Source organism: Dorea sp. 210702-DFI.3.17 (genome assembly GCF_020560825.1).
Lineage (GTDB): Bacteria > Bacillota > Clostridia > Lachnospirales > Lachnospiraceae > Dorea > Dorea formicigenerans.
Genome location: NZ_JAJCNB010000011.1, coordinates 1 through 12,733, shown reverse-complemented (window position 1 = coordinate 12,733; position 12,733 = coordinate 1). Strand labels below are relative to the sequence as shown.

Annotated in this window: 12 protein-coding genes; all 12 read right to left on the bottom strand. The window is 41.5% G+C overall.

Annotation, left to right across the window (positions count from 1 at the left end; genetic code table 11):
• Positions 1-2: 2 nt before the first annotated feature.
• Complete coding sequence (dapF, locus tag LI149_RS07495; protein WP_005334513.1) at positions 3-860, bottom strand: diaminopimelate epimerase; 858 nt, start codon at positions 858-860, stop codon at positions 3-5.
• Between the two features lie 140 nt (positions 861-1,000).
• Positions 1,001-2,248, bottom strand: a complete 1,248-nt coding sequence (gene hflX, locus LI149_RS07490; RefSeq protein ID WP_168933340.1) for a GTPase HflX — start codon at positions 2,246-2,248, stop codon at positions 1,001-1,003.
• Positions 2,249-2,259: 11 nt separating this feature from the next.
• On the bottom strand, positions 2,260-2,784 hold the full coding sequence (locus LI149_RS07485) for a tetratricopeptide repeat protein (RefSeq protein ID WP_005334517.1): 525 nt from the start codon (positions 2,782-2,784) through the stop codon (positions 2,260-2,262).
• A 24-nt stretch (positions 2,785-2,808) separates the two neighbouring features.
• The gene (locus LI149_RS07480) at positions 2,809-4,671 is read right to left on the bottom strand and encodes a heavy metal translocating P-type ATPase (protein WP_173789756.1); all 1,863 of its coding nucleotides are present in this window, start codon (positions 4,669-4,671) and stop codon (positions 2,809-2,811) included.
• A 98-nt stretch (positions 4,672-4,769) separates the two neighbouring features.
• Entirely contained in the window at positions 4,770-5,129 is a 360-nt protein-coding gene (locus LI149_RS07475; protein WP_005337017.1) for a metalloregulator ArsR/SmtB family transcription factor, read from the bottom strand.
• A 195-nt stretch (positions 5,130-5,324) separates the two neighbouring features.
• Positions 5,325-7,688: a heavy metal translocating P-type ATPase gene (locus tag LI149_RS07470; RefSeq protein ID WP_227143161.1), complete on the bottom strand. Its 2,364-nt coding sequence runs from the start codon at positions 7,686-7,688 to the stop codon at positions 5,325-5,327.
• A gap of 119 nt (positions 7,689-7,807) precedes the next feature.
• Complete coding sequence (locus tag LI149_RS07465; protein WP_005334523.1) at positions 7,808-8,476, bottom strand: uracil-DNA glycosylase; 669 nt, start codon at positions 8,474-8,476, stop codon at positions 7,808-7,810.
• Positions 8,477-8,557: 81 nt separating this feature from the next.
• A complete protein-coding gene (gene hisF, locus LI149_RS07460) occupies positions 8,558-9,319 on the bottom strand; it encodes an imidazole glycerol phosphate synthase subunit HisF (protein ID WP_227143160.1) in 762 nt (253 codons plus the stop codon).
• Between the two features lie 16 nt (positions 9,320-9,335).
• On the bottom strand, positions 9,336-9,941 hold the full coding sequence (hisH, locus tag LI149_RS07455; protein ID WP_040015690.1) for an imidazole glycerol phosphate synthase subunit HisH: 606 nt from the start codon (positions 9,939-9,941) through the stop codon (positions 9,336-9,338).
• Positions 9,942-10,013: 72 nt separating this feature from the next.
• Positions 10,014-11,507, bottom strand: coding sequence for a cell wall metabolism sensor histidine kinase WalK (locus LI149_RS07450; RefSeq protein ID WP_173789755.1), 1,494 nt, complete (start codon positions 11,505-11,507; stop codon positions 10,014-10,016).
• A 1-nt stretch (position 11,508) separates the two neighbouring features.
• Positions 11,509-12,186, bottom strand: a complete 678-nt coding sequence (locus LI149_RS07445; RefSeq protein WP_005337005.1) for a response regulator transcription factor — start codon at positions 12,184-12,186, stop codon at positions 11,509-11,511.
• A 176-nt stretch (positions 12,187-12,362) separates the two neighbouring features.
• A partial coding sequence (locus tag LI149_RS07440) for an RNA-guided endonuclease TnpB family protein (RefSeq protein WP_201836459.1) occupies positions 12,363-12,733 on the bottom strand: 371 nt, incomplete at its 5' end.

The following is a 12,733-nucleotide window of genomic DNA, read 5'->3' as shown; positions in this document are numbered from 1 at the left end:
TCTTACAGGCTTCTTAAATTCTCCGTAAATTCACTGCTGAGCGTAATCTTTGCCACGTAGAATACATCTCCTGTCATAAAGACCGTTCCGTCATCTTCTACTTCCACCTGAAGATCTCCTCCCGGCATATGTACGATTACTTTGTTATTCGTCATACCAAGCTTATGTGCCACGGCTGCGGCTGCACATGCACCTGTTCCAGATGCCAGAGTATAGCCTGCACCACGTTCATAAATCTCAATAGCGATATTCTCTTTGTCGATGACTTTCATAATCTGTGTATTGATTCTGTGCGGAAAATACTTCGCACACTCGGAATAATCACCAATCTTGCATACAATATTCTTAGAGATTTCTCTCATCGGAATCACGCAATGCGGATTACCGACACTTACACAAGTAACCGGATACAATGTCCTTCCGAATACCATATCTTCATTGATAACTTCTCTCTTCTCTCCTGTCACCGGAATTTCATCACTCCAGAAAGAAATCTTTCCCATAGAAACGCGGAGTCTGCTTCCGTCTTCATTTAAAAATGTAACTGCTGCCTCCCCATATCTGGTATATAATTTGAAATTCTTCTTTTGGATATAGCCTGCATCTTTTAAATATTTTGCAAAAATACGGACACCATTTCCACTTGTTTCAGATTCACTTCCATCCGGATTCCATACTTTGACATGCATGCCGTCTTCTTTTATAACCGGACCTTCCAGGACTCCATCTGCTCCAAGCCCTGCATTACGGTCACAAATCATCTTAACATTTCCCGGTGTCAGTTCCAGTTCATTTTTATTTGGATCAAATACTACATAATCGTTGCTTAATCCATGATAACGCTCTAATACCACTTTCATAACATACCTCCGTTTTAAATCTTCAGACAATTTTCACTATTCTTATCATAACAGGCATCAATTTCTTTTTCAATGTATATAATGATTTTTCTGTCGTTTAAATGTATGAAAAAATGATACACTATAAAACATAATAAGAATTACCTGTTGACAACAATTTGCGGATAAATATCAGCAGGTACATATGCTGTAACCTGGATACCTTCTTCTGTATAATTCTCTTCCAGTAATTCTCCATATTTTCGAATAAGCTGGATCTTCCCGGCTTCACTGTACGGATATACTTCCTCTATATAAACCTTCTGCTGGCGAAGAAGCGCTTCAATCGTCTCCAGCATATCCCCGAGTCCTGCTTTAGTCTTTGCAGATATTGAAACCGTATAGTCTGCCTTAAAATCTCGAATAACTGGTATTCCTTCCAGTCGGTCCTGTTTATTAAATACGGTAATAATCGGTTTATCTTGGACTTTTAATCCCTGAAGTGTCTCATAAACAGTAAACATCTGCTCATCCGCCTGAGGATTCGAGACATCAACCACATGCAGAATCATATCTGCATACTTTGCTTCCTCCAGTGTACTTTTGAATGCATCGATCAGATGATGTGGCAGCTTCCGGATAAAACCTACGGTATCTGTCAGAAGTATCTCCTGACCGCTTGGAAGCTTCAGACTTCTTGTCGTCGGGTCCAGTGTTGCAAACAACTTATCTTCCGCCAGAATATCTGCACCAGTCAAAGCGTTGAGAAGTGTTGACTTTCCGGCATTCGTATATCCCACGATTGCTGCGACCGGAATCCGGCTCTTTGCTCTTTTTTCTCTTGTCACTTCACGGTGTTGCTTTACACTCTTTAGCTCCCGATTCAGAAGTGCGATCCGATTTTTAATAAGACGTCTGTCCATCTCCAGCTTCTTTTCTCCCGGACCTCTCGTACCGATACCACCGCCAAGCCTTGACATGGCAGTTCCAAATCCGGCAAGTCTCGTCTGTCGGTACTTAAGCTGCGCCAGCTCAACCTGAATCTTTCCTTCACTGGTAGATGCTCTTGCAGCAAATATATCCAAAATAACCAGCGTCCGATCCATAACCTTTGCATCTAGTTCATCCTGGAGATTCTTCATCTGTGCCGGCGACAATTCATCATCACAGATAATTCCTGTTGCATCCAACTCCCACAAAAGGCTTTTGATCTCATCAATCTTTCCCTTTCCGACATAAGTTCCCGGGTGTACCTGATCCCGGCTCTGCACAACTTTTCCTACTGTAACAGCACCGGCTGTCTTCGCAAGCTCACTTAGTTCTTCCAGTGAAGCATCAATATCCTCCTGCCCCGGAAGACATACCCCTACCAATATAACACGTTCTGTCTCTTTCTTTAATTCTATCATTTAAACTTCCCTTATCTGGTTTTTAAAAATTCTGCTTCTTTAGCAGCTTTCTCGTCATCTGGATATGCAGTCACATAATCTTCCAGTTTTGCTTTTGCATTGTCCCAGTCTTCCAGTTTTTCATAGCAGACTATTACATTAAACTGAATTTCCTGCTTCATATCGTCAGAACAATCTGAATGATCCAATGCTTTTTCATAATAAGAAATAGCATCTTCATAGTTTTCTGTCTGCATCTTACACACTGCCATCATATTACAGATTGTTCCTGTCTCCTTCGTTCCGGCTGAAACTGCATTTTCAAATGCAGCAAGCGCATCTTTGTATTTTTCCTGTTCATAATATGCAATTCCCAGTCCACGATAGGAATCGGCCACATTTTTCTTATCCTCTACTGCTTTCTGGAAATTCTCCTGTGCTGCTGCATAATCTTTATTTTCCAGACTTTCCACACCCTTTTTATACACATTCTGACCACATCCGGCAAGCATCATGCACGCCAGTATCAGTGGTATAATTCTTTTATAGCATTTCATAATTGTTGTCTTTTTTCCTCCTGTCTAAGCAGTATATCCTGCAACTCCTGCTGAATTAATCACTGCCAGTATCACCACGACCATCTCTACTAAAATTGCTTCCCACATACCAAAGTATCCAATAACTGCCATAAACAACACAAGTATCTTTATAAATACTGCAAATGTAATATTCTGTGAAACACTGCGCAGGGTCTCTTTTGCAATTTTCATCAAAGCTACTATTCCATGAAGGTCATCTTTTACAAGAATCACATCTGCTGCCTCAATTGCCGCTTCTGACCCGAGATTTCCCATGGCAATTCCTATATCTGCTCTCGCCAGCATCGGAGCATCGTTAATTCCATCACCGACACAGACCAGCTTCTCTGCCTCTCCCTGAATAGACATGAAATCTTCTAACTGTTCCAGTTTATCCTGCGGAAGTAAGTCCGTATAAACATAGTCCATATGAAGTTCGCGTCCAACCGCCCGTCCCGTCTTTTCTGTGTCTCCCGTCAGCATCACCAAAATTGCCCGATACTTTTCCTTCAGCCATGTAAGCGTCGCTTTCGCCTCTTCTTTCACCTGATCCTGAACGAGTACATATCCTGCATACTCTCTGCCCACACATACGTAGACGACTGTTCCCGGTTCATTAATTTCATCTACCAGCAGCTTTTTTGCATCCATCATACGACGGCTTCCAACATGCACTCTCTGACCTTCATAGGTCGCACTGATTCCAAATCCAGGCTTTTCTTTTACGCTTCTGACACTGTCAGTATCCAGCTCTTTTCCATATGCATCTGCCAGTGATTTTGCCAGCGGGTGATTGGAATAACTCTCCACATGAGCGACCAGCTTTAAAAGTTCTTCTTCTGTCATACCCACTGCTTTTATTCTTGCCACCCGGAACTCTCCTTGTGTCAAAGTTCCTGTTTTATCAAAGATAAATGTATCTGCTTTCACCAGACTTTCCAGAAAATTACCACCTTTGACCACGATTCCCTGTCTGGCTGCTGAAGCAATTCCACCTAAAAATGCAAGTGGTGCTGCCACTGCAAGCGCACATGGACATGCCACGATTATAAAAATAAGTCCTTTATATATCCATGTCTCCCAGTTTCCATAAGAAAATGTAGACGGCGGAATAACCATGATCAACACAGACAGCAATACCATGATCGGTGCATATACTTTGGAAAATTTCGTCACAAATGCTTCTTTTTGGGATTTACGGTTCTGCGCCTCCTCCACAGTTTCCATAATTCTTGAGACGATTGAATCCTTGTAAATTCTTGTCACTCGCGCTTCCAGCACACCGCTCAGATTAATGCAGCCACTGTAAATCTTATCTCCTTTATACACTTCCACCGGCATTGCCTCTCCTGTAATTGCCTTTGTATCTATAGTCGAGCTTCCAGCCAGAACAACCGCATCGACTGGAATTCGTTCTCCTGGTTTGATCACAATAATATGACTCATCTTTAATTCCGAAGGATCTACCTGTACTTCCTGCCCTTTTACTTTACGAATAGCATATGTCGGTCTCAGATCGATCATCTTTGCAATAGATCTCTTTGTCCGGTCTGTCGCAATCTGTTCCGCAAGCATTCCAAGTTCAAACATAAGCATAACAATCACAGCTTCCATATATTTCCCTATGCCAAATGCTCCGATTGTTGCAAAGATAACTAATATATATTCTACCGGGAATCTCTTTTCCATAATCTCTTCACTCAGTTTCTGAAATGCCCCATATCCTGTCAGTAAATAGGTTCCCAGAAATATTGCGAATTTTTCTTGATCGGACAGCATAAATCGGGCTGCCCCCCAGACAGCACCTGCATATACTATTATCCCCAATCCATAGACTATACATTTTCTCTTTAACTGCTTTTTCATAACTCTATTCCCACATTCTCTTTCTTATTTTGAGACTTGCATCTTTGCTTCGCCCAGATGCAGGAAAACGCTTTGGTCAGTCATCTTAACATATCTTTTTATTCTGTAATATGCTCCATACCCTGACTGATAATAGACTGGATATGTCCATCTGCAAGCGAATAATAAACCGTCTTCCCGTCTCTTCGGTTCTTCACAAGTTTCATCTGCTTTAACATACGAAGCTGATGGGAGACTGCTGACTGTGTAACTCCCAGTATCTCCGCCAGATCACACACACACATCTCTGATTTTTGCAATACATACAGAATTTTCACTCTTGTTCCATCTGCAAATGCTTTATAAAAATCAGCCAGACTATTAAGCAGTTCTTCATCCGGCATCTGCTCCAAAGCCAGTTTTACGTTCTCATTATGAATACATGTCACATCGCAGCATTCAACTTCTGTCTTTCCCATATATTTCATCCTTTCAAACTACAGACTATCATGACCCGACTGTCATGTTTTTTGTAAGGCTTAAATCTTAAAAATTACAATTTTCATAGCAAGACTATGCCTGTACAAATGCCTGTTTATATTAATTATGCCAAATGGAGAAAACTATTTCAACCATTTGGCATAATTTAACACTTTTGTAATGTAATGTTATCGTTATTTTGTTTTCACATGCATTGCGCGGATGGAATTCAATACACATAGCATTGCTACACCTGTATCAGCAAATACTGCAAGCCACATATTCGCAAATCCAAGAAAACCAAGAATCATAACAATTGCTTTGATCACCAGCGCAAATACTACATTCTGAATTGCAATACTTCCTGTCTTCTTCGCAATCGCGATAGACTGTGGGATTGCTTCTACTGAAGAATTCATAAATACCACATCAGCCGCCTCTATTGCGGCATCTGCTCCGCTTCCCATTGCTGCTCCCACATCTGCACCAGCCAGTACCGGTGCATCATTAATTCCGTCTCCAACGAACATGACAGCACCGTGATTCTTACGAACGTTCTTTAGATGCTCCAGTTTTTCCTGTGGAAGAAGCTGTGCATAAACTTCATCAATTCCTGTCTCTTTTGCAACTGCCTGCGCGCTGTTCTTCTCATCACCAGTTAACATAACTGTTGCAATTCCAAGAGCTTTCATCTTACTTACAGAAGCAGCCGCATCAGTCTTAATTTCATCTGCTACAATTACAAATCCTTCTAACACACCATCAACTGCCAGTAAGACTTCTGAGCCATAACCGCCTTTTTCGTATCCTGTCGTATCTACCTGATACATTTCCATCAGTGTATAATTTCCAAGGAGAACGGTTCCTTCCGGGAATGTTGCACGGATACCTTTACCGGAAATCTCTTCCACTTCTTTCGGTCTTGTAAGCGTCAGATTCTGTCTTCTTGCTTCCTGAACAATGCTGATCGCAATTGGGTGTGTTGAACCAAGCTCACAGTCCGCCGCCATAGTCAGCACCTGTTTTTCTGTCAGTTTTCTTGTTGCCGTGACTTTCTGTACAGCAAAATTCCCCTTTGTGATGGTTCCTGTCTTATCCATAATGACTGCTTTAACATCTTTCAATGCCTCAATAGCCAAACCGCCTTTAAAGAGGATTCCTCTCTTAGATCCTGCTCCAATTCCCGAGAAGAAAGCCAATGGTACACTCAATACAAGTGCACACGGACAACTGATTACAAGAAATGTAATCGCTGTGTAAATCCAGTGGTTCCAGTCTCCCGTTACAATGGAAGGGATAATTGCAGTAAGAACTGCTGCCACAACAACAACTGGCGTATAAACTCTCGCAAATCTTGTGATAAAACGATCGATCTTCGGCTTACTTGCCGCTGCATTTTCCACCGAATCAAGAATCTTTGTGACCATGGATTCGCTCAGTGGTTTTGTAACCTCAGCCTTTAATACACCTTGTTCATTGATACAACCGGAAATCAGTTCGTCTCCCGGAACAACTCTTACCGGTACCGGCTCTCCTGTGACCGGTGAAGTATCTACCCGGCTCTCACCCTCGATAACCTTTGCATCCAGCGGAATTCTGTCACCAGGACGGATCATAATAATATCTTTTACCCTTGCATCCTGTGATGGAATTTCTTTTACTTCTGAACCAACGACAAGATTAACAACTTCCGGACGCATATCTACGGCATCCATAATCTGTCCACGGCTCTTTTCCACGGCAATATCTTCGAACAACTCTCCGATACGGTAGAACAGCATAACTCCGACTGCCTCTGCAAAATCACCAATCACAAACGCTGCAATTGTCGCAACTGCCATCAGAAAGTTTTCATCAAACAAATGTCCTCCCGCCATATTCTTCAGCGCTTTCATTACAATTTCAAGTCCAAGAAGTAAGTACGCAATAATGAAAATACATGCACTGATCATCGAATTCGGAAGTGTTTTTTCTGCAATAATACCTACGGCAAAAAGAATCGCTCCAGCTCCGACAAGTACTATATCCTTTTTATTCTCTTCAAACGGGTTCTTCTTCTCTCTTTTGATTGGCTGATCATCCGGCATTGCAACAACCTGTACTTCTGACTCGATAGCGGAACAGATTTCCTGAATCTTGGAAAGGAGATGCTCCTGATGATCTGATGCGACAACTAGTTTTTTTGTTGCATAAGTCAATGTTGCACCTTCAACTTCCGGTAACGCCTGAATCTTTCTCTCCATCTTAGCTGCACAGTTCGCACATCCAAGATTCTCCAAAATGTATGTCTTCTGCGCTACACCTGCCGGCATAACACAAGGCTCATGCTCCACTGCTTCATGATGATGTTCATGCTCTTCGTCTTGGTGGTGATGATGTCCACAGCCACAGCCGCATTCACACTCCTCATCATGGTGATGGTGCTCGTGCTCCTGCTTATGGTCATGATGGTGTTCATGCTCTTCGTCTTGGTGGTGATGATGTCCACAACCGCAACCACATTCACACTCTTCCTCATGGTGATGGTGCTCGTGTAATTCTTTCTCCATATCTTTCATATATTTTATCCTCCTGCACGTCGCATTAACAATTGAGCATTTGTTCATATGTTTGTTTTAAATATATTCCTGATATGTCTGTTTGTCAATAGTCTTCCTTTATTTTCTCTTAATTATTACTAATCAATCTGCCAGTCGATTGGTTCCACACCGCCTGCTTCCAGGAATTTATTCGTCTTGCTAAATGGTTTACTTCCAAAGAAACCACGGTAAGCGGAAAGCGGACTTGGATGTGGTGCTTTCAGAATCAGATGGTTCGGATTATTCAACATGCTGGCTTTTCTCTGTGCCGGAGCTCCCCAAAGAATAAATACAATCGGACGATTCTGGCTATTAAGTGCCATAATTGCTGCATCCGTGAACTCCTCCCAGCCAATGCCTCTGTGTGAATTCGCCTGATGTGCCCGTACAGTCAATACTGTGTTGAGCATCAGAACACCTTGCTCTGCCCATTTTGTCAGACAGCCATGATTCGGGATGGTACAGCCCAGATCATCGTGAAGTTCTTTATAGATATTTACCAGTGATGGTGGAATATCCACACCTTTCTTTACAGAAAAACAGAGTCCATGAGCCTGTCCTACATTATGATATGGATCCTGTCCAAGAATCACAACCTTTACTTTATGTAATGGTGTCAAATGAAAGGCATTGAAAATGTCATCCGCCGGTGGAAATATCTGTCTTGTTCGATATTCTTCATTTACTGTCTCAAATAGTTTTTTATAATACGGCTTTTTAAATTCCCCCTGCAAAGCCTCAAGCCAGTCATTATTAATTGCTGCCATTTTCTTTTCTCCTTTTTACTTTCTAGATAGAGATATAGGTAATTGCAACTTTAAGTTACAATTACCCATACCTTTTATCAGTTATAATCGCACAGAAACACCTCTGCCACGAAGATATTCTTTTACTTCCTTAATCTCTAATTCTTTATAATGGAACAGAGATGCTGCCAATGCTGCATCTGCCTTTCCGTCTGTCAGCGCATCGTAAAAATGTTCCAGATTGCCTGCACCGCCGGAGGCTATGACCGGAATATTAACTGCTTCTGCAACTGCACGAGTCAGTTCCAGATCATACCCTGCCTTTGTTCCGTCACAATCCATACTGGTCAAGAGTATCTCTCCTGCTCCCAGTTTTTCCACCCTATGAGCCCACTCCAGTGCATCAATTCCTACATCAATTCTTCCACCATGTTTGTAAATGTTCCAACCACTGCCATCTGCACGTTTCTTTGCATCGATTGCTACAACCACACATTGGCTTCCAAACTTGTCTGCCGCATCCGAAATCAGATTCGGAGTATCAATGGCTGATGAATTAATCGAGATCTTGTCTGCTCCTTCTCGCAACAGTGCCCGAAAATCGTCTACCGTACGGATTCCTCCACCAACAGTAAATGGAATAAATACTGTCTCAGCTACTTTTCTGACCATATCTACAACTGTGTTTCTTCGATCGGATGAAGCTGTAATATCCAAAAAAACAAGTTCATCCGCTCCTGCTTTATCATAAGCCTTAGCAATTTCTACCGGATCTCCAGCATCCTTCAAATCTACAAAGTTCACACCTTTTACAACTCGTCCGTTATTTACATCCAGGCATGGGATGATTCTCTTTGTATGCATATACCGTTCCTCCTATCTATAACTCAACAAAATTCTTCAAAATCTGTATTCCAACATCACTGCTCTTTTCCGGATGGAACTGGCATGCAAATACATTTCCACTTTCTACAGATGCATGGATCAATGTGCTGTATTCTGTTGTGGCTGTTACAATACTCTCATCTTCTGCCTTCAGATAATAAGAATGTACAAAATATACATAAGAATCTTCCGGTATTCCACGGAATAATCTGCCTTCATTCGGATACTTCAGAGAATTCCAGCCCATATGAGGAATCTTAAGTCCCGGCTGATCCGGAATCCGAAGAATCTCTCCTTTTAAAATACCAAGTCCTTCTACTCCCGGTGTCTCGTCACTTCGTTCAAATAAAAGCTGAAGTCCCAGACAAATTCCAAGAAATGGAGTCCCTTTTTCCACGACTTCATGAATCACTTCTTCCAGATTATATTGTCTGATCTTGCTCATAGCATCTCCAAATGCTCCGACTCCCGGAAGAATTACTTTGTCTGCCTTTAAAATCGACTCTCTATCTCTTGTTACAACAACTTCCTGTCCTAAAAGGTGCATAGCCTTTTCCACGCTCTTTATATTCCCTGCATCGTAATCAATAATTGCTATCATGTGCTCGTGTCCCTTTCTTCTCATTCCTTTATGCCTGTTAACGCACATCTTTCTCTTTTGTTGTGGTTTCTTCTATCGTACATCAAGTGTGAACCAGAATTCAACACCATTATCATAATTTTTCACACCGTATTGCTGATGCATGGATTCCATAATGGCTTTTACGATAGAAAGTCCGATTCCATTGCCTCCATACTCGCGTGTATGAGCCTTGTCCACTTTGAAAAATTTATCCCAGATACGCGGAACATCTTCCTCCGGTATTGGCTTTCCGGTATTAAATACAGTCACTTTTGCAAGTCCGTCTTCCCGCAAAATCTTCACTTCAATAATCTTTTCTTCATTGACATGATTATAGGCATTACTTACATAATTACGCACGACCTGTTCAATCTTAAACTCATCCCCCCAGACGTAAACTGGATTTTCTTCCCTGAAAATAAGTTTAACATCCTTTTGCTGTGACAAAATGTCCATACTCTGAAGTACTCCGCCAATCAGCTCTGTCAGATTAAAACGCTCAAATTCTACTTTATCATTCCCGAACTCCAACTGATTCAGTGTCATCAGATTCTTGACCATCCGATTCATCTTACCTGCTTCGTCCATAATAACATCACAATAGAAGTCGCGGCTCTCCGGGTCATCATTAACTCCTTCTTTCAGTCCTTCTGCATATCCCTGGATCAGAGCAATCGGAGTTTTCAACTCGTGAGATACATTTCCCATAAACTCCGTACGCATCTGCTCCATCTTCTCTTTCTGCTCAATATCCTGCTGCAGACTGTTATTTGCCTGCTTCAATTCAGAAATTGCCTTTTCCAGCTTCTGCGACATACGATTAAAGTTATCACCCAGTTCACCAATCTCATTTTTACCACCGCTTGTATACTTCGCCTCAAAATCCAGATTTGCCATACGGTCAGACAGCTCTGCCAGTTCCTGGATCGGCTTTGTAATCCTTCTGGAGAAATACCATACAAGTCCCATGCAGATGATCAGTGTTCCCATACCTACATATATTAGGAAACGATTGGATAATGCAACACTTTCACGGATACTTTCTACAGGACTTCGAATGAGGAAATTCACATTATCGTCAAGTTGTCCCCACATCTCAATATATTCGCTCTGATTCCATGGATCCTGACTTCTCATCAACTGGTAATTGTCTGTGCTATCCAGCACCTTCCCACCTTTTTGTGCCTGGTTCAGAAGATATCCCGCTAGCTGCTGCTTGAGCATATTCGTATCGTGCACATTTGTAATCAGTTTTTCATTATCCATATCCAATACAATATAGGAAATGTTGCTCTTCTCACACAGGACATGTAATTCATCTTGTACTTCATCATTACTGATCGTCCCCTTTTTCACAGCATTCTGTAGTTCTTCATATACATGAATGAACTGCATTTCCTTGTCTCTGATATAATACGGCTCTAAGAACTTTACATTAACAACAAGCAAAATAGCAATCAGACAGATGACCATGCCTGCAAAAACTGCAATCATCTGCCTCTTAATAGAATGCTTTCTTTTTTCTTTTTGTTTAAAATGCTTCATCTTAATTTACCTCGAATTTGTAGCCCATTCCCCAGATTGTCTTAATGTATTCACCCTTTTCTCCAAGCTTGCTGCGAAGCTTCTTAACATGAGTATCGATAGTTCTTGCATCTCCAAAATAATCATAATTCCATACATTATTCAATATCTTCTCCCTGGAAAGTGCAATTCCCTGATTCTCAAGGAAATAAGACAATAATTCAAATTCTTTATAACTAAGTTCCACATCTTTTCCGTCTACCTGCACCTGATGAGCTGCCTTATCTACAACGATACCACCTGCTTCCACATGCTCATCCGCATCCAACACATTCGAACGTCTCAGAAGTGCATTCACTCTCGCAACAAGAATCTTCGGACTAAATGGCTTAGAAATGTATTCATCCACGCCAAGATTAAATCCCTGAAGTTCATCCCGCTCATCGCCGCGTGCCGTCAGCATAATAATCGGTACTTTAGAAGACTGACGGATCTCACGGCAAGTCTGCCAGCCGTCCATCTTCGGCATCATGACATCTAATATGATCAGCGCAATATCTTTCTCTGCGTAAAACGCCTCCATAGCCTCAAGACCGTCTCCTGCCTCCAGCACCTGATATCCTTCTCTTCCAAGGAAATCCTTCACAAGCTTACGCATTCTGCTCTCATCATCTACAACTAATATCTTGATCTTTTCCATATCATAAACCGTTACTGAAAACTTATAAAAAGTTACAAACTTCTATGTTTCATTCCTACTTCAACGAGTATGCTTTTGATGATATAAATATCTATCTACTCACAAGTTCTTGTACTCTCCATAGGCGTAAATTCCGGACTAACGTATCCGTACATATTTGCATTAACGTTTCAGTGTTAGCTTGCAAATCGTTCTCCATAGGCCTTGAGATTTATAGATGCCTGGAAATCTCTGTCAATCATATTCCCACATTCACATCTATAAACCCTGTCAGATAACTTCAAATCTTTTTTGATGTTTCCACAGCAGCTGCAAAGCTTTGATGATGGATAAAACCGATCAGCCACAATAAACAGGATCCCTTTATCATTGCATTTGTATTCAAGCTGTTTTCTAAACCCAAAAAATCCTTGTTCCTGGACTGCTTTGGATAAATGTCTATTTTTCATCATTCCACTGACATTCAGATCTTCAATACAAATAAATCTTGGCTTTCGATTTACGATCTCAGATATGGTCTGATTCAAATAGTTTTTACGGATGTTTG